18 protein-coding genes are annotated in these 23,111 nt (G+C 37.7%); 10 read left to right on the top strand and 8 right to left on the bottom strand.

All coding sequences use genetic code 11. The annotated features are described in order from the left end of the window. Positions 1-84 precede the first annotated feature (84 nt). Both SOM16_RS12955 and SOM16_RS12950 read right to left on the bottom strand, forming a co-directional pair. Positions 85-1,737, bottom strand: coding sequence for a M1 family metallopeptidase (locus SOM16_RS12955; RefSeq protein WP_320464423.1), 1,653 nt, complete (start codon positions 1,735-1,737; stop codon positions 85-87). A 111-nt stretch (positions 1,738-1,848) separates the two neighbouring features. Beyond that, the gene (locus tag SOM16_RS12950) at positions 1,849-3,717 is read right to left on the bottom strand and encodes a CocE/NonD family hydrolase (protein WP_320464422.1); all 1,869 of its coding nucleotides are present in this window, start codon (positions 3,715-3,717) and stop codon (positions 1,849-1,851) included. Between the two features lie 189 nt (positions 3,718-3,906). On the opposite strand from SOM16_RS12950, the gene SOM16_RS12945 reads away from it, so the two are divergent. The 6 genes from SOM16_RS12945 (at position 3,907) to SOM16_RS12920 (ending at position 10,873) form a co-directional block, all read left to right on the top strand. Next, positions 3,907-4,773, top strand: a complete 867-nt coding sequence (locus SOM16_RS12945; protein WP_320464421.1) for a DUF6515 family protein — start codon at positions 3,907-3,909, stop codon at positions 4,771-4,773. A 153-nt stretch (positions 4,774-4,926) separates the two neighbouring features. Continuing rightward, positions 4,927-6,090, top strand: coding sequence for an esterase-like activity of phytase family protein (locus tag SOM16_RS12940; protein ID WP_320464420.1), 1,164 nt, complete (start codon positions 4,927-4,929; stop codon positions 6,088-6,090). A gap of 95 nt (positions 6,091-6,185) precedes the next feature. Continuing rightward, positions 6,186-6,851 (top strand): HAD family phosphatase, encoded by a 666-nt coding sequence (locus SOM16_RS12935; RefSeq protein ID WP_320464419.1) that lies wholly within the window; start codon positions 6,186-6,188, stop codon positions 6,849-6,851. 367 nt (positions 6,852-7,218) lie between these two features. Next, complete coding sequence (locus SOM16_RS12930) at positions 7,219-7,617, top strand: hypothetical protein (RefSeq protein ID WP_320464418.1); 399 nt, start codon at positions 7,219-7,221, stop codon at positions 7,615-7,617. Positions 7,618-7,865: 248 nt separating this feature from the next. After that, positions 7,866-9,272, top strand: a complete 1,407-nt coding sequence (gene lpdA / locus SOM16_RS12925) for a dihydrolipoyl dehydrogenase (RefSeq protein ID WP_320464417.1) — start codon at positions 7,866-7,868, stop codon at positions 9,270-9,272. Between the two features lie 398 nt (positions 9,273-9,670). Further along, the gene (locus SOM16_RS12920) at positions 9,671-10,873 is read left to right on the top strand and encodes an MFS transporter (protein WP_320464416.1); all 1,203 of its coding nucleotides are present in this window, start codon (positions 9,671-9,673) and stop codon (positions 10,871-10,873) included. Between the two features lie 4 nt (positions 10,874-10,877). Here the strand turns inward: SOM16_RS12920 and SOM16_RS12915 are convergent, their stop codons facing one another. The 5 genes from SOM16_RS12915 to SOM16_RS12895 form a co-directional block, all read right to left on the bottom strand. Beyond that, a complete protein-coding gene (locus SOM16_RS12915; RefSeq protein WP_320464415.1) occupies positions 10,878-11,681 on the bottom strand; it encodes a hypothetical protein in 804 nt (267 codons plus the stop codon). 172 nt (positions 11,682-11,853) lie between these two features. Next, positions 11,854-15,048 carry an efflux RND transporter permease subunit gene (locus SOM16_RS12910; RefSeq protein ID WP_320464414.1) on the bottom strand — a complete coding sequence of 1,065 codons (3,195 nt, stop codon included), beginning with the start codon at positions 15,046-15,048 and terminating at the stop codon, positions 11,854-11,856. A gap of 83 nt (positions 15,049-15,131) precedes the next feature. After that, positions 15,132-16,199: an efflux RND transporter periplasmic adaptor subunit gene (locus SOM16_RS12905; RefSeq protein ID WP_320464413.1), complete on the bottom strand. Its 1,068-nt coding sequence runs from the start codon at positions 16,197-16,199 to the stop codon at positions 15,132-15,134. Between the two features lie 2 nt (positions 16,200-16,201). Next, positions 16,202-17,542, bottom strand: a complete 1,341-nt coding sequence (locus tag SOM16_RS12900) for a TolC family protein (protein WP_320464412.1) — start codon at positions 17,540-17,542, stop codon at positions 16,202-16,204. A 75-nt stretch (positions 17,543-17,617) separates the two neighbouring features. Beyond that, positions 17,618-18,232: a TetR/AcrR family transcriptional regulator gene (locus tag SOM16_RS12895; RefSeq protein ID WP_320464411.1), complete on the bottom strand. Its 615-nt coding sequence runs from the start codon at positions 18,230-18,232 to the stop codon at positions 17,618-17,620. Positions 18,233-18,398: 166 nt separating this feature from the next. Here SOM16_RS12895 and SOM16_RS12890 point away from each other — a divergent pair, with 166 nt between their 5' ends. The 4 genes from SOM16_RS12890 to SOM16_RS12875 all read left to right on the top strand — a co-directional run bounded on the left by SOM16_RS12890 (position 18,399) and on the right by SOM16_RS12875 (position 21,010). Further along, complete coding sequence (locus SOM16_RS12890) at positions 18,399-18,839, top strand: sterol desaturase family protein (RefSeq protein ID WP_320464410.1); 441 nt, start codon at positions 18,399-18,401, stop codon at positions 18,837-18,839. 5 nt (positions 18,840-18,844) lie between these two features. Continuing rightward, positions 18,845-19,294: a hypothetical protein gene (locus SOM16_RS12885; protein ID WP_320464409.1), complete on the top strand. Its 450-nt coding sequence runs from the start codon at positions 18,845-18,847 to the stop codon at positions 19,292-19,294. Between the two features lie 42 nt (positions 19,295-19,336). Further along, positions 19,337-20,353, top strand: a complete 1,017-nt coding sequence (murB, locus tag SOM16_RS12880) for a UDP-N-acetylmuramate dehydrogenase (protein WP_320464408.1) — start codon at positions 19,337-19,339, stop codon at positions 20,351-20,353. A gap of 126 nt (positions 20,354-20,479) precedes the next feature. Then, the gene (locus SOM16_RS12875) at positions 20,480-21,010 is read left to right on the top strand and encodes an RNA polymerase sigma factor (protein WP_320464407.1); all 531 of its coding nucleotides are present in this window, start codon (positions 20,480-20,482) and stop codon (positions 21,008-21,010) included. A gap of 414 nt (positions 21,011-21,424) precedes the next feature. On the opposite strand, the gene SOM16_RS12870 is transcribed toward SOM16_RS12875, so the two are convergent. Next, positions 21,425-22,906 carry a phytoene desaturase family protein gene (locus tag SOM16_RS12870; RefSeq protein WP_320464406.1) on the bottom strand — a complete coding sequence of 494 codons (1,482 nt, stop codon included), beginning with the start codon at positions 22,904-22,906 and terminating at the stop codon, positions 21,425-21,427. Between the last annotated feature and the right edge of the window lie 205 nt (positions 22,907-23,111).

Below are 23,111 nucleotides of genomic sequence, written 5' to 3'. Positions count from 1 at the left end.
TGCATAAGCAATCATATTTTGTTTAGAAAATAAAAAACCCATCGAGATATGCTTTCGATGGGTTTAATGCGCTTGCTGAGCTGATTATTCCTTTTGCAATTTGATGTAAAACTGAGGGTCATTTGCAAAATTATCTGCATTTATACTGGCATCAATTTTAACCGTTTTCCAGCTATTTGTTGGTTTCAGTAGGGTATACTCATTAGCTTTTAATGTTACCCGAACTGGCATGTCAAAGTTTTGTACATCTGTGATCCAGCGGTAAGATAAAGTGGTGCCATTAATTTTATATGCCAAAACCGGAATGTTTGCATGTCGAAGATATTGATCAAAGACCTTATCCAGTTTAAGTCCGCTTTGTTTGGAAATATAGTTTTCAATTTCAGCCGTCGTTACGGTTTTGTGGTAAAAAGTTTTATTTAGTCCGCGAAGAATCTGTCTGAACTTTTCATCATTATTAATTAACTGGCGGATCGTATGAATCATGTTCGCTCCTTTTGGGTACATATCGCCGCTGCCTTCTTTATTTACGCCGTAAGGACCAATGATCGGGATATCATTATCTATTCCCTGGCGGATTCCGATTACATATTCGCTTCCCGATTGCTTACTATCAGTACATTCGGTAAATAAGGTTTCAGAATAATTGGTAAATCCTTCGTGTATCCACATGTCTGCAATATCCTTCGAAGTAATGTTGTTGCCAAACCATTCATGCCCGCTTTCATGGATGGTAATGAAATCCCATTTCAGTCCATGACCAGTTCCACTTAAATCCCTGCCCAGGTAACCTTTCATAAACTTATTGCCATAAGCTACGGCACTTTGATGCTCCATGCCTAAATGTGGGGCCTGAACTAATTTATATCCATCCTTATACCATGGATAAGGCCCAAACCAGTATTCAAAACATTTTAGCATCGGTTTCACATCTGCATCCCAATGCGGGCGGGCTTTGGCGCTATCTACTTGCAAGGCCCAATAATCGATACTTAAATTTCCGTTCTCTCCTGGATAACTATCCTGCCAATGCGAATATTTTCCAATGTAAAAGGTAACATCGTAATTGTTGATGGGGTTACTTACAAACCAGTTGTACTGTTTGTACCCACCTGGTTTAGAAACAGTGTTTCGGAGTCTTCCATTTGAAATTTCCTGCAAAGTTTCCGGTACGCTGATGCTGATCAGCATACTGTCTACCTCATCGCTTTGATGATCTTTGTTTGGCCACCAAACACTTGCGCCAAGCCCCTGGCAGGCTACAGAAACGAAAGGGTTTCCGGCAGCATCTTTTTTGAATATAAATCCTCCATCCCATGGTGCATTCTTAGCCACTACTGGATTTCCAGAATAATAAACAGTAAATTTATCCTTACTACCTTTTTTTATAGTCTCGGGAAATGTTACGAAAACAGCATTGTATTCTTTTGTAAACGGTAAGTTTTTATCTTTATAAACTACCTTCTCGATTTTCAGGTTATCAAAGAGATCGAACTGTAGTTTGGTAAAATCTTGCGTAGCGGTGAAGGCGAATTCGTTGCTTCCGGAAACGGATTTTTGTTCCAGGTCTATCTTAACATCTAAATGATAATAGTTAATGTCGTAGCAGGTGCGTAAAGGAGTAAGGGTGCCCCTCAGGCTATCGGCACGGGAATTTGGCTGGTTTTTCCCCAGCATTTGTGCGTTTGCCTGGATTACGCATAGGGCAAAGGCACAAAATATAAGTAGTTTTTTCATTGTTGTATAAATTTCGTCATTGCTTCAGGCAATCTTACCTTATATCAGATGATCAAATTTGTGTTGTTTAAAGCCACCTAATATTATAGCTTCATGAATATGTTATTCTATTTACTTCAAAACTGAAACGGTAATAAATGAACTATTCTTCACATCATGATAAATCTTGTGGGTTGCTTTTTGAAAATCAGCGGGTTCTGCCTGATAGATATCCATAAATTTTTGCGGATTACGATCTGCGAGTGGGAACCATGAATTTTGGATTTGAATCATCATTTTATGGCCTTTCTTGAAAGTATGTGCTATATCAGGCAGCGGATAATTCACTTTTGTAATGGCTCCAGGTGTAAACGGCTCGGGTTTTTCGAAGCTGTTGCGGTATTTTCCACGCATAATTTCACCGCGTACTAGCATTTCATATCCACCCATTACCAGGTTTTTAGGATTTGGTGTTGGGTTTGGCGCATCCTCCGGATAAACATCTATTAGTTTAACTACATAATCTGCATCAGTACCTGTAGTGGACACCACAAGATTAGCGAGTATTGGTCCGGTTAGGGTAATGTCTTCTGTCAAAACATCAGTTTGATATACTTTCACATCTGGTCGGCGAGCAGCAAAACGTTGATCATCAATCATATATTCCCTTGTCCGCCTTGCCTGAATTCCATCCTGGTATGGAACAGGATTATTTGGATCGCTCACATATTCGTCCCAGCTATCTGTTCTCCCAACCTTTTCAAAACTAAGTTTTCCGTTAGGTTGCAAATAGAGATTTTTAGTCTCCACATCCTTAGGTGGCCAACTCTGGAATTTTTTCCATTCGTTTGACCCTGTTACAAAAATATTGGCCTCAGCAGCATTAAAATCGCCTTCGCCTTTTAAATAGTGTTTGAAAAATGGCAACTCATATTGCTGCTGGTAATCTATGCTGGTTTTTTTCTCAAATTGAATATCTCCAAATGAAGAACCATCACTGCGTACCCAACCGCCGTGGAACCATGGGCCGGCAACTAAAATATTGTTAGCGCCAGGATTTTGTTTTTCAATCGCTTTATAAGTATCAAACGTTCCATAGGCATCTTCCGCATCGAAAAAGCCACCAACCACCATTACTGCTGGTTTAACGTTTTTTAAGTGTGGTGTAATTAATCTGGCCTTCCAGAAGGTATCTAAGTTTGGATGGTTTACAAGGTCATTCCAAAATTTAATGCTATCTGCAAAATATTTATCCTTCAGGTTTTTTACGGAGCCTGCTTCGAGGTAAAAACGGTAGTTATCTTCAATAGGAAATTTAAATCCTTTTGGCCCCAGATCTGGGGTAATGGGTTTTGGACGCGGAACACCAAAGCTGCCCATAAAAGAGAAAGCATCCATTAAAAACAATACCCCGCGGTGGTGGAAATCATCACCCATAAACCAATCGGTAACCGGGGCCTGTGGCGAAACAGCCTTCAGCGCAGGATGTGCATTGGGGAGGGAGGCTGTAGAATAAAAGCCCGGATATGAAATACCAGACATGCCTACATTTCCATTATTGCCTTTTATATTTTTAACCAGCCAATCAATAGTGTCATAGGTATCGGTACTTTCATCTGTATCCTTTTTGCCCTTTTTTGTTGTTTGTGGTCGGATATCTTCGAAAGTCCCTTCACTCATCCATTTTCCACGAACATCCTGATAAACGAAAATAAAGCCTTCACGCATCATGGCAGGAAAGCTTCCTAAGCTTAATTTATATTTATCTTCTCCGTAAGGTGCTACGGTATAGGGCGTTCGATTTAGTAAAATGGGGTATTTGCTGGTTTGTTTTTTCGGAATATAAATGGAAGTAAAAAGTTTAACTCCATCCCGCATGGGAATCTGTCGCTCTATTTTCGTATAGTTCTGCCTTACATAAGCAGAATCATTCTCTTGGGCCAGTACCTGATTTGCGATAAACAGGCAGAATAACAGGCTGAAAAATCTGGAAAAATTCATTTGATTTGGTTTTTTTGAATAAAGTTTAAAGATAAGCGATAGAACAATCATTCTGTCAAACTTATAGTAAAACGTTTGTTAGTGATTTAAGGTGCCTTCGTCATTATTTTATCAAAATTTAGTTAAATCTTGTTAAGAGACAATCTTTTAGCTTTTTTTCTCGTCATATGCGTAAATAAAACACACAAAATGAAAAGGTTATTAATTAAGGGAATGGTAATTCTTGCTGCAACAGCAATAATGGCCACTTTAAATGTAGAAATTGTTTCTGCTCAAAGACCTGGAAGAGGAGGTGGCTTTTCTGGCAGCGGTGGCAGATCGGGTTCTGTTTCTTCAAGAGGTAGTTCAGCTTATCGTTCATCGCCTATGCGAGGGCCATCAAATAACAGGGTTTTTCAAACCCCAAACCGTGGTGGATATTCACAAGGTGTAGGTAGATCTGTAGCCAGGTCGGGGCGTTTTGGGTATAATTACAATAGAGTTGGCTATCGCGGTGGAAGTTATTACAGATCTGGTTTCGGCTATCGTCCGGGCTTCGGCCGACCATATTATCGTCCTTATTATAGTTATTATAATTTTTACAGGCCATTTCTGGGGATTAGAATAGGTGTTTTGCCTTATGGGTATTATCCTTTTTACTATGGAGCCAATCAGTTTTATTACTCTGGAGGACTGTTTTATCAACAAAACAATAATCAGTATGAGGTAGTTGTGCCGCCAGTTGGCGCAGAGGTGCCGAATATTCCAGAGGAGGCAAACCTGGTGACCATTAATGGAGTAGATTATTATGAATATAAAGGTGTTTATTATACGCAGGGGCAAAATAAAAATGGTGAAACTGTTTATTTGGTAGCCGGGAAAGATGGTGTTTTAAATACTGCAGACGGATCTGTTGCTACACAAAATATTGGCGAAATTGTAACTGAATTACCCGAAGGTTGTAGAGAAGTAACTATTAAAAATGAAAAGTATTTCGTTTCACCTGATGACGTTTACTATGAAGAAATAGTAGATGGAACCACTATTTCTTACCGCGTAATTGGTAAATTATTTTAGCTTTTATTTAACTGATCAAGACGAGGAAAGATTTGCATATTTCATGTCCTGATCAGTTAGCATTTTTTTTGCTTTAGGATTTTAATCAATATCTCAAATCGTGTTACTATACTCTTGGTAATTTGCATACTTTTATAGCGTAAAATAGCTGGCTTGAAAAACGTAACTTCCAAAATAATTTCTTTTTATTTCTTGCTCGTTGTGCTGTTTTCTTCTTGTGCAACAACTAAAAATGTTGCTGTAAAGCAGAAAAAAGCTACAATATCGTCGATTAAATATTTAAGCGAATACATTCTGCCGTTAAATACTACCTTTAAAAATACATTTGTTGGTGGCTTATCAGGGATAGATTATGATGTGGAAAATGATCAATATTACCTGATTAGTGATGATCCTTCGCAGTTTAGTCCGGCGAGAATTTACACCGCGAAAATAGCCATCAAAGAAAACAAGATTGATTCAATTAACTTTAAAGATGTAATCTTTATTTCGCAGGCAGATGGAAGCCAGTATCCGAAATATCAATACGGTAAAAATTCCAAAGCCGATGGCGAATCCGTTCGTTATGACCCATCCCGAAAGACATTGGTTTGGAGCAATGAGGGCGAGCGTTTGTATCGGCCCACAGATACCACTATTGTTCAGCCTGCATTGACTTTGATTTCTCTGGCAGGAAAATACTTAGATACTATTCCACTTCCAACAGGTTTTCTTATTACAAAGCAGGAATATGGTGTGCGGAAAAATGCTTTTTTTGAAGGGCTGACTTATGCAAATCAATATAAAACATTATACGCTAGTTTAGAAGAACCGCTTTATCAGGATGGAGCGCCCTCCTCATTTCAGTTTGACAAAGCACTCATCCGGATTTTGAAATTTAATGTTGATCAGAAAAAAAATACCGCACAATATGCTTATAATCTTGATGCGCTACCAGTTAAACCGGCTACAGAAAGTGATTGGAATTTAAACGGTGTTTCCGAAATATTAGCCGTTAATAACCATACACTTTTAGTCATGGAAAGGGCATGGGCGAAAGGTCGGGATGATCACTCGTTTGTAAAGCTTTATCTGGTTGATTTAGATGATGCTGAAAACGTGATCAATAATCCATCATTTATCAAAAACCCACCAAAGCCACTAAAAAAGAAATTGCTTTTTAATTTTGATAGTCTGGATATGCATATAGATAATATTGAAGGTATTACCTTTGGGCCTAAATTATCAAATGGGCATAATAGCCTGGTTTTTTGTGTTGACAATAACTTTGGTAAAACACAGATTCAACAATTTTTTCTGTTCGAAGTGATCCCATAATCCCAAATCGGGAGTATTATTGCATAAAGCGGAAGATAGAGAGGAAATTTAATCATCGGTGTATCACTTGGATGAAAACTGTTAATAAAAATAAAATGACTAAAATAAAGGCTTTATTGTTTGATTTGGATGGTACATTAATCGATTCTGAAAGATTTCATTTCGACTGCTGGAATGAGTTTCTGCAAGATTATGGTGTGCAACTGGAGTTCAAGGATTGGATAGCCAACTATGCCGGAATCCCCTTACCAAAAAATGCCAAAACCATTATTGATAAATATAAAATTGATACTGATTTAAGCCTTTTCATTAATCAACGGGAGCAATTAACACTTTACGGATTTGAGCATAAAGACATTGAATTAATGCCGCATGCCTTAGATTTTGTTCGTTTTTTTTATGAAAAAGGGCTTACCCTTGCGGTGGTAACTGCCAGCCCCAGGGCAGATGTTGAAGCCGTATTTAAAAGAAATGGTTTAGCAAAGTATTTTACTTTATTTGTAACAAGAACAGATGTAAGCAAAAGCAAGCCTGATCCGGAAAGTTACAACGTTTGTGTAGATAAGCTGGGTTTTGCAAAAGAAGAATGCCTAGTTTTTGAAGATACAATCAACGGTGTGAAATCTGCAATGGCTGCCGGAATTACTTGTTATGCCATCCAAAGTAACGTAAGGGCGCATCTTAAACTTAAAATAGCAGATGAGTTATTTCTCAGTTTTGCTAATGCAAAAGATTTTATTCTTGAAAAGGGGATTATTTAATTATCCCTGGCTTGTTTTTCCATTCTGTTACATTGTCTCATTCCTATGCCTGATCAGCAACTGATTGATGCGGTCATTTCTAAAAGTTGCATACTGAGATCCTTAATTATCAGGCTATAGGGATTTTTTTTAAACTTGTGTTACGCGTCTTTCAAAAGAAGTGATGCATCATCCTGTCTTCCAAAAATGATTTTCTACCTAATTTAAGGTAGAAAAAAATCGCTTTTATTGGTTATTGTATCCTGAAAAGTTCATCCGTTAATTTGTGAATCTTTTACTGAAACCCATGAGGGAACGCTGGAGCCTGTTTTTGTTCATCTTGAAAAAAATCGCACCAGTTCCTTCAGCTAAAAACAATTTTATACCAATGAAAAACAACAGGATTAAAACAACATTATTATCTTTTTTTGCTGTGCTATTATTTGCAGGCTTAATGTCTTGTAAAAAAGATGAAAATCAGGAACCATCTAAAACCTCGCACAAGGTGGTTTACAAATTAGAAGCATCTGCCGGAAGCGAATTGAGTGTAGTAGTTTATGGTCATGACTCACAACTCACCTCAAATTCGAGCTTAAGCGGCACAACCTGGTCTAGCCCGGAAATCACCGTTCCTGCAGGTACAGTTGTTCTTAGTGTTACGGGCAATGCAACAGGTGCAAATGCAAATTCAACGTTAAAGGCTCAGATTTATGTAGATGGCGAATTAAAAAGGGAGGGACTATCCTCCGGAACGGCATTAAGTGCAATAGCATCTTTTAGTTTATAATTTTAAAAATTATCGCCTCTATATTTTTTATATAATACAATTCTAGAACAGGTTTCTGATAATATCAGGGCCTGTTCTTTTTTTTGTTTGCAAATAATCATGATTAAATTAAAAAGGAATTAGAATAAAAGCCTTACTATACATTTTCATTGTAAAATTGTACTTCTTGAGTTAACCATTCAGTTATTGAGGCTTCACCTTTCAGCCTTTTTTCGTTACATTTGAACAATCAAAATTTTAAAGAAATTATGCAATACGATGTCGTTGTTATCGGTTCAGGGCCGGGCGGTTATGTAGGCGCAATCCGTTGTGCACAGTTAGGACTAAAAACTGCAGTTATTGAAAAATATAAAACTTTTGGAGGTACATGTTTAAACGTGGGTTGTATCCCATCAAAAGCATTATTAGATTCATCAGAGCATTTTCACAATGCTGCTCACACATTTTCTACTCATGGAATCAACTTGAAAGACTTACAGGTTGATATGAAACAAATGATCGCCCGTAAAGACGACGTTGTTGCTCAGAATACCGCTGGTATCACTTATTTATTCAAGAAAAATAAAATTGATTCTTACGAAGGAGTTGGTTCATTTGTAGATAAAAACACGGTTTTAATTACCAAAGCTGATGGTTCTACTGAAACTTTATCTGCTAAAAATGTAATTATTGCTACGGGTTCAAAACCAACAACTTTGCCATTTTTGCCAATCGACAAAAAACGCATTATCACTTCAACTGAAGCTTTAAATATCAAAGAAGTTCCAAAATCAATGGTAGTAATTGGTGGCGGCGTAATTGGTTTAGAGTTAGGTTCTGTTTATGCACGCTTAGGTACAAAAGTATCTGTTGTAGAATTTTTACCATCAATCATTGCTACAATGGATGCTGGTTTAGGAAAAGAACTTCAGCGGGTTTTAAAGAAAAACCTGGGTATGGAGTTTTACATGGGGCATAAAGTTACGGGTGCAACCAATAACGGTGAAACGGTAACGGTTACTGCTGAAACACCTAAAGGCGAAACTATTTCTCTGGATGCTGATTATTGTATCGTTGCAGTTGGTCGTACGGCTTATAGCGAAGGTTTAGGCTTAGATAAAATCGGAATCACAATAGAAGAAAGAGGTAAAAAGATTCCTGTAAATGAGCATTTAGAAACTTCGGTTAAGGGTGTTTATGCCATTGGTGATGTAATTACTGGTGCAATGTTGGCGCATAAGGCAGAAGATGAAGGAACTTATGTTGCGGAAACAATCGCCGGACAAAAACCACACATTAATTATAACCTGATTCCGGGTGTAGTTTACACCTGGCCGGAAGTTGCTTCTGTTGGTTTAACAGAAGAGCAGCTTAAGGAAAAAGGAACAAAATATAAAGCAGGTTCATTCCCGTTTAAAGCGAGTGGCCGTGCAAAAGCCAGTATGGATACTGATGGCTTTATTAAAGTATTAGCTGATGCAGCAACTGATGAAGTTTTAGGTGTACATATGATTGGTCCACGCGTAGCTGATGTTATCGCAGAAGCAGTGATTGCTATGGAATTCCGTGCATCTGCAGAAGATATAGCACGTACTTGCCATGCTCACCCAACGTATACTGAGGCATTAAAAGAAGCTGCTTTAGCATCAACGGAGAACAGGGCAATTCATATTTAATAGGCTCTTTGTGCTGAATATTTCAGCATCTTTTAACACTTTGAAATAAATAGCAAAGGGACAATAGCATATTAAGAAAGCTGATAAGAAATTATCAGCTTTTTTAGTTTAATATTATAATTCTACTGGTCGGTGTCTCCCCAATAAGCTTATGTTTTTATTGTATAATTTCTTTATGATTATTGATTTATGGGTATTGTTTAAGTTAGTGAGACACCAACCGATAGGGTTATTTTTTCAACTAAATAGAATATTACTCCCATTCCTGTATCGATAAAAAGGCTACCAACGGTGGGTTTTTTCGTTTAATTGATTTCCAAATGATAATAGTTCTTTAATTTTTCAATTGATTTAAGGAACTTTGCAACTATTACCCGTTCATAATAAAATTAAATAATTTGGAAGAGATAAAAGCAGATCAGGAAATTTCACTTCAAACAGATAATAAACCTGTATTAGCACAAAGTTCTCCAAATAGAATCCGATTGGCTGTCTCGCTTTTCTACTTCGGTCAGGGTATTGCCTTTGCTTCCTGGGCCAGCCGCATTCCCGATATAAAGCACACTTTAAATCTCTCAGATGGTGAATTAGGGAGTATTTTGCTGGCATTACCACTGGGGCAATTGATCACCATGCCCATTTCCGGAAGATTGGTAACCAAATATGGAAGTAAGAAAATATTAACCATTACCGCACCGCTTTATGTTTTAGCACTGGGCAATTTAGGCTTGGCTACTGCACCCTGGCATTTGGCTGCGTTTCTCTTCCTGTTTGGTGTGGTGGGTAATATGTGTAATATAGCGGTGAATACGCAAGGTTCTGAAGCAGAAAAACTTTTCGGCAGGCCAATTATGACGTCTTTCCATGGCGCCTGGAGCATTGCCGGATTTACCGGAGCACTGGTGGGTTTACTGATGGTCAATCTCCACATTATTCCCTATTACCATTTCTGGATTATAAGCGGTTTGATTTTTATTAACGTATTCTTCAATTATAAACACCTGGTGCCGGGCAAAGGCGCTTCTACCGAACGTAAACCAAAGTTGTTCACCATGCCCGAAGGGGCGCTGATGCAACTTGGAATTATTGGCTTTTGTAGTATGGCTACAGAAGGGGCAATGTTCGATTGGAGTGGCGTGTACTTCAAAGATATTGTGAAGGCACCAACTTCTTTGGTTATCCTGGGCTATGCCTCATTTATGGTCATGATGGCAACCGGCCGTTTTGTTGGAGATAGAATTATTACCCGCTTAGGGCGCAAAAAGACCATTCAAATTAGCGGTTTAATTATGTCGACGGGCATGTTTTTATCAGTGTTTTTTCCTTATATCATCCCTGCAACAATCGGATTTATGCTTGTTGGGGTAGGGGTTTCCAGTATTGTACCAACGCTGTATAGTGTTGCGGGTAAAAATGGAAAGGTTTCACCCGGAATTGCAATCGCGGTGGTTTCCAGTGTAAGTTACCTGGGCTTTTTAATGGGGCCTCCATTAATCGGCTATATTTCTGCGCTATCCAGTTTACAATATTCTTATGGCGTAATCGGGTTTTTTGGTTTGCTGGTGAGTTTTCTGGTTGGAAAGATCAGGGCTATCGATTAGTTTTTCACTCTTTCTTAATCAGTCCGTGCTCTTTAAGAGCAGCTATCGCGATTTCAATTAATTCAAGGTTTTGTTGCTGATGACCGTGTTGCACTTCAACATTAATATAAGGAATATTATTAATCATTGCGTAAACCGATAAAGAACCATCATTTTCAGCAAATTTGGATTGCAGAATCACATTAACGTTTGCTTTTTTTAGGCTGGTAAATAAACGCGGCTCTGTAACGAGTAGTAAATCATCACCATCCATTTCGAAATTAATGTGAACTGAATCTGCTGTGCTTGATAAATCATAGCCGGGTAAATAGGATGAAATTCCGAAGCCGCCATCTCCATTATTATGTAAAGTGAGAAAATATCCGGTTGATTTCGGATCGTAAAAATTAACGATTTGTTTTCCGGCATCTAAAATGTATTTCTCTACTTCACCAGAACTATAGGCATTTTTTTTTAAGCGGGTTTTAACGCCAGTTTCGGTATAAATAGCATTAGGATCAATCCGATAAGGATCATCCATGTGGGTAAAGGTATAATCTCTTACACCGCCATATTGGCTATCAATTAACTCACCACCGCTCCAGCGAATGTAATCAAATCCGGCTTTTACACCAGTATCTTCATTATCGTGAACCACCAAGAAGCGTACGCCATTAGGCTTATAGCTGTATTTTACCAGTGTGATATCCAGATCCGCCACCTTAATAAAGGATGAGTCGCTGGTCATTGCTGCGAAAACTGGTGGGTGTTGTGCCTGAACTAATAGTGAAGCGCTGATTAAAATGAGGGATAATACAACTTTAAACATATCACTAATATACAATGTTGAATATTATTTTGTTTGATAGCGGATGATTATCTATCCAATATGACGGAAAGCTGGAAATTTGGTAGTTTTTATCCCCATAGATAATTGGCCACAAAAAAGGCTGCCTTTTGGGAAGGCAGCCTTATTGATTGTTAATCGGGATGAATTTATCTTAATGTTTAGTATCTAAATCGTATTCTAAAACTTCTTTATGGTCATAAGGTTCAACCATTAATTCATCAATAGTTTTTCCTTTTTTATTGAAACCCAGTTTATCTAAGAAAATATCAAAAATAAGGTATACTACGGGTACTACAATTAAGGTTAAGAATAACGAACTGGTTAATCCACCTACAATAACCCAGGCTAAACCATTTTTCCATTCGGCACCCGCTCCGCTTGCCAGGGCAATAGGAAGCATACCAAAAATCATGGCAATGGTGGTCATTAAGATTGGACGCAAACGTGCATGGTTGGCTAATACTAAAGCTTCAATGGTAGATTTTCCTTCTGCCTTCATCTGGTTCGTAAAATCGACCAGGATAATCGCATTCTTGGCTACCAGACCCATCAACATAATGAAACCTAAAATGGTAAAGATACCAATGGAATTATTCGTTAATGCCAATGCTAAGAAGGCTCCGATTAAAGCCAGTGGAAGCGAGAACATCACTACAAAAGGATACACAAAACTATCATACAAAGCAACCATAATTAAATAAACCAAAATGATAGAGGCTAGTAAGGCAATACCTAAAGTACCAAAACCTTCTGCCTGGTTTTCTTCATCTCCACCCCAGGTATAACTTACACCAACCGGCGCTTTTAATTTTCCGTTCTCTTGCATTTCCAGTAATTTGGCTTTAAAATCTGCCACAATAGTTCCGGTTGGCCTACCAATTGATTGTGCCTGAACAGATACTGAAGTAGATTTATTAAAACGCTCTAACTGACTAGGGCCTGAACCTTCGGTGATGTTTGCAAACTGAGATAATTTAATCTGTGCACCCTGATCATTAATGAAGATGAGGTTACGTACATCATCAATATCTTTTCTGTTGAAATCCTGATATTGAATGTTAATGTCGTATTCGTACTCGCCTCTTCTATATTTTCCGTCAGTATTACCCGCAAATGCAGTCTGCATGGTAGAACCAACAGTTGAAAGGGTTAAACCAACAGAAGACATTTTATCACGGTCTACCTGAACATTAATCTCAGGTGTTCCTTTTTCTACTGATAACTTAATCTCTGTAGCACCAGAAATGGTTTTTAGTAAAGCTTGTGCGCCTTCTGCATATTTTAAAGCGCTATCCAGGTTCGATCCCATTACTACTAAGCTAATCGGCGCATTTTCTGCGATACCTAAAATACTAATCGGCACCGTTTTTACTTTTGCTCCAACCAGTTCTTTCGCTAATGCGCGACTCATTTTCGTTGCAAAAACATCAGATGAGATTCCTTCACGTTCTTTACGGTCAACCAATTTTACGTTGATCTCCGATTTGTATGCAGTTGCCTGCGTACCTCCGAAATCCCCACTGGCCTGACCAACAGTGGTAATCAGCTGTGTAATTTGTGGTTGTTTACTTAAAAATGCTTCCGCTCTTTGGGTATAGAAATTGGTTTGCTCTAATGGTGCATCTTTTGGTAACTCGATCTGCACTAAGAATTCGCCTTTATCCGATTTCGGGAAAAACTCTGATCCGATGAAACCAGCACCTGCCAGCCACATCGCAGCCACAAATAATACCACAACCGCAGCAATGGTACGTCTTTTATGATTTAGCGACCAGTTTAATACCCCGGTAATCCAGATGGTGAATTTTTTAAGTTGTTTCTCAAACCATAAAATGAAACGGCCAAAAATGTTTTTACCTTCAATGTGCTCTAATTTACCGTAACGAGAGAAAAGTAAAGGTACAATGGTAAATGAAGCCACTAAGGATAGTAAGGTTGCAATAATTACCACTACGCAGAATTGGCGAAGAATATTAGAAACTAAGCCGGAACTTACCGCGATTGGGAAGAATACCACCACAATTACCATGGTAATGGAAACTACGGTAAAACCAATTTCTCTTGTAGCATCAGATGCTGCGCGAACTTTGTTTTTACCCATCTCCATGTGTCGCTGAATATTTTCCAATACCACAATTGCATCATCCACCAGGATACCTACCACAAGTGACAGACCCAGTAACGACATTAAGTTTAAGGTAAAGCCAAATAAGCTGATCCCGATAAATGTTGCGATTAATGATGCCGGAATAGATACCATTACAATTAACGCATTTCGTAAACTGTGGAGGAAGAAAAGCATTACGAAGGCTACCAAAATAACGGCAAGAATTAAATCGTGAATTACGGCATCTGCAGATTCTAAGGTAAAGATTGAACTATCATTTACAATTTTAATATCCAGCTTATTAGCTGCATATTCTGTTTTAAGTTTAGCAATGATGGCATGTGTACCTTCACTCACTTCTACCGCATTCGCATCACTTTGTTTAATAATTTGAATTGCAATTGATGCCTGGCGATTAATCCGGGCCAGTTTTTCAGTTTCTTTTTTCGAATCCTGCACATCTGCCACATCCCCTAAACGAACTTGCGCACCATCTTTAGAGGTGGTCAATACCAGGTTCCGGAGTTCTTCTATGCTTCTGTACTTACCAGATAAACGAATTAAAACGTCTTGATTTTCAGTTTTAACACTTCCGGTAGGGAAGTCTAGGTTAGAGGTTAAAATCATTTGCTGTACCTGCGGCACAGAAAGGTTGTATCCCTGCAATTTATCCGCATCAAGCATTACCCTGATTTCTCTTTCCGAACCACCAACTAAGTTTACTTGTGCAACACCAGTTACCCTTGAAATTACCGGTGCAATACGCTGATCAATTAAGTCGTAGAAAGATACATCATCCATATTGGCCGATGCAGTCATGGTAATTACTGGTAAATCATCTAAAGAGAATTTACTTAGTGAAGGGGTTTTAACATCCTCTGGTAAATCTGAAAGGATGGCATTTACTTTACGCTGTGCATCATTCAGGGAGATATCAATGTTGGCCGCATCCGTTAAAGTAATGGTTACTGTTGATAAACTTTCGAACGATACTGCATTGATTTTTTTAATGTTCTCCATAGAGGATACCGCATCCTCAATTTTTTTCGTCACTGTGTTTTCTACCTCTGCAGGTGATGCTCCAGGATAGATAGTGGAAATAGATACTACGTTGTTTGAGAATTTCGGTAATAACTCATAACCCAACGAAAAGTAACTTAATAGCCCCAGAAGGGTAAGTGCGGTAAAAACCACAATTACCAGCGAAGGCCTTCTTATAGAAATGTCTGTTATCTTCATTTTAATTAGATATAGTATTCAGATATTAGCATCAGGCGGGCAGCCTTTTTTCTACATCTGCTAACTGAAAATTGTAAATTGGATTATTTAACAATACTAACGGCAGTACCTTCAGCTAAGTTGATCTGGCCACTGGTAATTACAGTTTCACCTTCATTCAAGCCTTCAAGAACTTCCACATTATCACCTAAAATACGGCCTGTAACCACTTTACGTAATTTCGATGTGTTGTTAGATTTATCGTAAATAAATACCTGGTTACTGCTTACACTCCCTACAAATGATGTGCGAGGAATTAAGATACTAGGTGCCTGTTTAGGGAAGCTAAATACTGCCGTTCCATACATTCCAGCTCTTAAGCTATTTTTAGTGTTATTTGATACTTCAATTTCAATAGGGAAGTTTAGTGATGCATCAGCTTTTGGTGCAATAAATGTGATTCTTCCGCTGAATTTCTCTGTCGGGAAGATAGTTGATTTAATGCTGATCTCATCGCCAACTTTCAGGCTCGCAACCTGAGATTCGTTCACGTTTACTTTAAGTTTTAGTTTGGAAACATCAACCAATTCAAATAGCTGAGTACCCTGAGCAGTTACAAAAGCACCAACTTCGATGTATCTTTTATTTACAATTCCGTTAATTGGAGATTTGATGTTTGCATCACTCAATTTTCTTTGTGAGGCCTGTAAACGAAGCTTGGCATTTCTGGTAGACAGTTTAGCCTGATCCAATTGTTGTTGTGTTACGCCGCCAGTTTGAAAAGAGCTTTGGTATCTTGCTTCATCTCTCACTGCATTTTGGTAAGTAGCTTCAGCAGTTTCTCTGTCTGTATTAATGATTTCAGCATCAAGGCGTGCCAATGGTTGCCCTTTTGATACTTTGTCACCTTCATCAACGTAAATCTTAGTGATCCGGCCAGCATTTTCAGATAAGAAATTTAACTCTTGTTTAGGTGCAAAATTTCCATTTGCTACAAAATCTAAATCAACTACCTTTTTTTCTACAGAAGCAGTACGAACGGCAACAGCGCCACCACCCTCAGCAATGAAGGCAGTTTTAGCTTCATTTTTCTTCTTGTTGTTTGTTAAAACATAAGCTATTGCGCCAAGGGCAACAACAATAACGACAATTACGATAATTATTCTTTTCATTTCTATTGTACTAGCGATTTAATATTTCCGTTTGATTTTATTAATTGTATTTCGGCTACTTTATAATTTAGTAAGGCCTGGGTATAGCTGTTTTGTGCTTCAGTTAGTGCATTTTCTGTATCGATTAAATCAGTTAAACTGGCTAGCCCGTTATTGTAGTTATTTTGTGTGCTTTTATAGATTTCCTGAGCAAGATCAGCATTCTTTCTCTGTGAGTTAATGGTATTCAAATTGTTCCTCAACTGGATTTTAGCATTCTCATAAGCCAGGTTTAAGGAGTTTGTAGATTCCCTTCTGTCTACCTGTGCTTTTTTGATGTTTACATCTGCCTGGCGGATTTTTGAACGGGTTAAAAAGCCATTAAATATTGGCACTTTTAATGTAAGGCCAATGGCTGATGATCCAAAGCCGATAGCGGATGAATTGGAATTCAAAAAATCGAAACCGCCACTTTGACTCGAATAAGTATAATTGCCAGATAAAGATAAACTTGGATAATATTCAGCCACGTAAGCTTTGCGCTGAAGCGATAATAATTTATCCTGGTTATCCAATAACTTAACTTCTGTTCTGTTTGCTAAATTAATAGAATCGGTAAATACCGGCAATTGACTCACTGCTGTTAATTCTGTAATAGGTAGGTTAATATCAGTTGATACTGGCATGCCCATTGAAAACTTCAATTGATTTTCCAATTGGGTAATACCATTTACGGCTTGCTCTCTTTGAGTTACCAGGTTTGTTAGGTTAACATTGATCCTGTCAACATCAATTTTTCTGGCTAAACCATTTTGATATTGGTTGGCCACAATTTTCTCTACTACTTTAACATTTTTAATGTTTGTGTCGATTACATTTAATTGCTGTCTGTTTACTAAAACCTGATAATAATTGTTGGCCACCAGTTCAATAATCTGCTCTTCAGTTAACTGAGAAGTTAAGTTGTAGTACTCTTCGCTTGATCTTGCAGCTTGCAAGCCTGTAAAAACCTGCTGATTAAAGATTTGTTGAGAAAGTGCTACACCCGCGGAAGAGTTCCATTTTTGGCCAAATTTTAGGGTTTGTAACTGACCGCCGAAATCAACAACCTGTTGCCCAATGATTGGATTATAAGTTAAACCGGCGGTGCCATTGATGGTAGGTAAAGCCTGAGCCCTTACCTCTTGCACTTTATATCTCCCACCCTCAATATCCAATCTCGCTTTGCGAATATTCGCATTGTTTTGAAGCGCAAAAGTAAGCGCATCTTTTAAGGTCAGCTGTTGTTGTGCAGCAGCCAGTTGAGGTAAAGCCATGCCGATTATCAGGACGAGCATTAATTTTACCATTTTTACTCTAAGCATAATATATTGTTTTTTGTTTCCTATTAATAATTACCTTCCTACAGGTATTAAATGCATTCGCATCATCTTCTAATTTCAATGCTTGTTTACGGATAAGCCTCTAGTGAAGATGGATGACAAGTCTTTTTGCTTCTGAGTCATTCTATTTACCGTTTTCTTATCCGGTAAAAGGTCTTTTCCAAGCTCCATGATACACATATTGGTTAAACCCATTAAACTTTCGAGATAGAGCTCGGCAATGTGCGCCATGTTTTCATGTTTGATTTCTCCTTTTTCCTGTGCCCTTTCGAAGATTTCTGCATAGAAGACCTTCTCTGAATCTTTCAATGCTGTAAGTTTTTTCTTCATAGCATCATCATTAAAGATATCGGGAAGCCCTTCCGAAATGCGCAACATAAAATACTTCATGAAAAAGCTATTGCGGATTTCGATCGTTTGGAAAAGTATATTTTCTACAGTATCATCCGGATTATATTTTTTCTTTAACAGGTCGAAATAATCTGTAAATACTTTTTCAATTACACCAACAATTAAACTTTTCTTATCTGGAAAATAATAATAAAGAGATGGCTTTGATACGGAAAGATCTTCAGCAATGTCGTTCATAGTTGTTTTACCAATCCCGAAATGGCTGAAACGCTTTATGGCACCTTCTATAATTTGTTCACGCTTTTTATCGGCTACAATCATTTTACTTTTTTACTTTCTGACTTTTTTAATATTTTAGTCAAAGTTAGATTTAAATTTTCATTTCTTAATTAGTTGATTCACAATCGATCAACAACTGACATGAAGATGACAATTTATTTGTCTTTCATTTGGTTTATTTATATTTACCGCTAATAAAACAAAAACAATGAATGTGATTTTCAGTATCCTGATCGTATTAAGCACAATAATTGCTATGGAATGCCTTTCCTGGTTTATTCATAAGTTCCTCTTTCACGGTCCATTGTGGTTTATGCACCAAAGCCACCATAAAAAATCTCATTCCTTTTTAGAGTGGAACGATTTATTCGCCTTGCTTTTCGCCGCATTATCACTCTATTTGATGTATGTTGATCGGAAATACTTCGGCTATCGCTTCTTTATTGGCTTAGGCATTACCCTATATGGCTTAATTTACTTTATTATCCACGATTGGTTTGTGCATCGCCGATTCAAAACATTTAAGAGCAATAATTCTTATCTGAAAGCGGTGAGGAAAGCACATAAAATTCACCATAAAAATCAGGGAAAGGAACAGGGGAAGGCTTTCGGTTTGTTGTTTGTTAATAGGAAGTTACTTAAAAACTAAATTCGATGAAGAAAAACGATCACTTTGTTTTAATTGCAATTTCACTAATTGGATTATCCTCTTGTATGAAAAAAACAGATCAGGATCGGGCTATAGCGTTAGTGGAGTCGAAATTCGAAAAATCAGGTCAACAGCTAAATTTTGATGATTCCAAACTGGATAGTTTATATACTATTGAGCCTAAAGCATACGCTGATAGCCTGAGAAAAGGCAATGAATTAGATTCCGTTCTGGCTGTATTGGAATCTGAGATAGAGCATTTCAGTCAGCAAGAATCAGATAGTGTTGGTCTAATTAGCGCAAGGATTACAAAAGATCGGTATCGTTTGTTGGAAATTGCTAAAGTAAAGCCACAGTTTATAGGATGGAAATTGACTGGTGTTAAAACTGATGAGTTGAAAACAGGAGTGTTAACCTTTAAATTTAATAAGGGCATTACTGAAATCGTTCCTTAACTAATTTTTATTTTACTTTTGCAGCATAATCTCAGATCTGCCATGCTTCAAATTTTAGAAAACATTTCTTTAAAGCCATATAATTCTTTTGCTATCAATGTGAATGCACGTTATTTTGCAGAGATTAAAACAGCACAGGATCTGACTGAATTATCTAAAACCGGACTTTTAACTACGCAAAAGCTATTAGTTGTAGGTGGAGGAAGCAATATTTTGTTTACACATGATTTTGATGGACTAATTGTTAAGATTAGCATTAAAGGTCTTAATTCGGTAGTAGACAGCGATGAGGTGTTGGTTACATCAGGTGCCGGCGAAGTTTGGACTGATTTTGTTAACTATTGCGTAAAGAATAGTTTTGCAGGTGTAGAAAACTTAAGTTTAATTCCCGGTACGGTTGGTGCATCACCCATTCAAAACATAGGCGCTTATGGTGTAGAACTTAAAGATGTATTTGAAAGCTGCTCAGCCTTTGAAATTAAAACGGGTCAGATTAAAACTTTCACTTTCGAAGATTGTCATTTTGGTTATCGCGAAAGCATTTTCAAAGGCGAATTGAAAGGACAGTTTATCATCACTGAAGTTACCTTCCGATTATCATCGCAGCCGAAAATAAATACATCTTATGGCGCAATTGAAGCCGAGCTTCAAAAGAGAGCTATTGATCATCCGAATATTGCAGATGTATCTGCAGCGGTATCACATATTCGTGTAAGCAAGTTGCCTGATCCATCAACAATAGGTAATGCCGGAAGCTTCTTTAAGAACCCGGTAATAGAAAAATATGAATTTGCTGATATTATCGCCCAGCATCCTGATGTGGTACATTACCCAACTCCAGACGGGAGAATTAAACTTGCTGCGGGTTGGTTGATTGAACAATGTGGCTGGAAAGGCAAAAAAGTTGGTGAAACAGGTACGTGGAAAAACCAGGCTTTAGTTTTAGTTAACCATGGAAGCGCAACTGGCACGGAAGTTTTTCAGTTTTCTGAACAAATTATAGACAGTGTTAAGTCCACTTTTGGAGTCACTCTTGAGCGGGAAGTAAATATTTTGTGACGAAAACACGTTTTGGCGCACTTAAATGAGTGATAGACTGTGCCAACATTTTTTGGTATTAAGTTTGATTAAACAAAACAAATGAACATCAATTCATTTGTTTTAATCTATCTAAAGCTAAATATCATGACAAAATTTGAATTCAACCATCTGGTTAACCATCACTCAGTTTCACTTAGGTCTTATGCTTTAAACTTTACTAAAGATGCAGAAGATGCTAATGATCTTGTGCAGGATACGATGCTTAAAGCCATTACTTATTACAATAAGTTTAAAGAAGGTACGAATTTAAAAGGTTGGTTGTTTACCATCATGAAAAATACCTTCATTAATAACTACCGCCGTTTGGTTAAAACGAATACCTTAATTACACAGAGTGAAGATATTTCTTCTGCAAATCTTTCTTATAGCGCGACTAAGAATCAAGCTGAAAGTAAATTTGTATTGGGCGACATTGATAAAGCTCTTGCTCAATTACCACAAGAATATTATGTTCCTTTTATTCGCTATTTTGAAGGCTATAAATACCATGAAATTGCAGATATGTTACAAATTCCAATCGGAACAGTAAAAACCCGTATTCACGTTGCTCGTGGAATCTTGAAAAAATACTTGAAAACATATTCCAAAGATATTGCCATTGCAGAAATGGCTTAAGATACATCTATTGAAAAACTAAGGTCTCGAGTTAAATCGGGACTTTTTTTTGCACTTTTTTTGCAAAACAGATGGTAAGGGAGTGGAAGAGGGGAAATAGGAAAAAGGAAGTAGAATAGCGGAAATGGAAAAATGCGTGCTTGCCTAAATTGGGAATGATGTAGAATAGGTGCCTTAGTTAAGCTGTTCGATGTATTACCGAAGTGGGGAAAGCGTAAAAAGCAAAAGGCCCGGTAAAACCAGGCCTTATTTGCTTATCATATATTTGGTTAGTTGATTCTTATGTTTACTTTCAACAATTCGCCTTCTCTTTCGTTTCGAAACAAATGCAAACCTTGAACAATATTGTGTTTAAAAGGTTATTTGCAGTGTTTTTGTTTTGTGGATATAAAGATAAGGGAAATTTTAAATTTGTCAAGCTTTTTTTAACTTTTTTATTATTTCTTTTGCGACCACTTGTCCGGATATGATTGCAGGAGGCACTCCAGGGCCTGGAATGGTTAATTGTCCTGTGTATAACATATTCGTTACGTTGCTTTTCATCTTCGGTTTTAAAAAAGCAGTCTGTTTCAAAGTGTTTGCCAGGCCATAAGCGTTTCCTTTGAAAGCGTTATAGTCATTTACGAAGTCATTCATGGCGTAACTTCTCTTAAATAAGATCGAGTCACTAATATCGTTACCCGTTAATTTTTTAAATCTATCTACCAGCAGATCAAAGTATTCCGTGCGTTTACGCTCGCTATCTTCCAAGCCTGGTGCAATTGGAATCAAAAAGAAAAGGTTTTCACCACCTTCTGGTGCAACACTGATGTCAGTTACAGAAGGGCAGCAAGCATAGAATAATGGCTTGGATGGCCACTTCGGATCAGTGTAAATTTCTTCAGCATGATCATCGAAATTCTGATCAAAAAATAAATTATGGTGAAGAATATTTTTGAGTTTTTTATTTAAAGCAATGTAGAAAAGCAAGCTTGAAGGCGCCATAGTTCGGTTTTCCCAGTATTTTTCATCATATTTTCGGTTTGGTTTTTCTAATAAATGTTGTTCAACATGATGATAATCAGCATTTGCCACAATGTAGTCTGCAGTGAAATCTCCCTTGTTGGTTTTGATTGTTTTCGCTATCTTCTCTTTTGCTTCTATTTTAGTAACAGTGGTATTAAATAAAAACTTTACGCCTTGCTGTTCCGCAATCTGCTGCATGGCCGAAACAATTTCGTGCATGCCGCCAATCGGGTACCAGGTGCCCATAATCAAATCGGCATAATTCATCAGACTATAAAGTGCAGGAGTATTTTGAGGGGTGGCGCCTAAAAATAAAACCGGAAATTCTAAAAGCTTTCTTAGTTTCTCGTTTTTAAACAGTTTATAAACATGTTTTCGCATGTTACCTAGAAGCTGTAATTTGATCCCACTAACGGCTAATCTGGGGTCGAAGTATTCCATTACGCTGTGAGAAGGCTTAAACACATATTCGTTCATGCCAACATCATATTTGTATTTGGCTTGTTGAAGAAAAATATCAAGGTTTTTGCTGCTGCCTGGTTCTAGTTCTTCGAAAAGCTGATAAAGTTTTTCCTCGGTTGCGGGTACATCAATGGTATCGTCTTTGCCAAAATAGATTCTGTAGGAGGGATCTAATCTTTTTAATTTGTAAAAATCAGCAGTCGTTTTATTAAATAATTTATAGAAGTTTTCGAACACATCGGGCATCCAGTACCAGCTTGGTCCCATATCGAAGGTAAAGCCATCCTTTTTCCAGATTCTTGCTCTGCCACCCGCCATTTCATTCTTTTCGATTACGGTTACATCGCAGCCCTCTTTTGCCAGTAAAGCTGCGGCAGAAAGCCCTGCGAAACCAGCGCCGATAACGATAATCTGTGGTTTTTTATCCATAGTGTAAATAAAAGGATTTTCTTGGATTTTGTTTGGATAATAATGGGGAAGAAGGATATTCTTTTGAGTTGGATTGTTTTATTACTTTCACTTGTTGTGCCTGTTCATTCAGGGCGCAGCAAATATCCTTTGGTAAAGGCGCTGTTTTGTTTTACATCTAGCCAGGGTTATTAAGGGTTATGATCCATCTGTTACGCGTTAATAA

The organism is Pedobacter sp. CFBP9032 (assembly GCF_034045265.1).
GTDB lineage: Bacteria > Bacteroidota > Bacteroidia > Sphingobacteriales > Sphingobacteriaceae > Pedobacter.
Note: the sequence above shows the minus strand (reverse complement) of the source record. Positions and strands in the feature narration are given on the sequence as shown.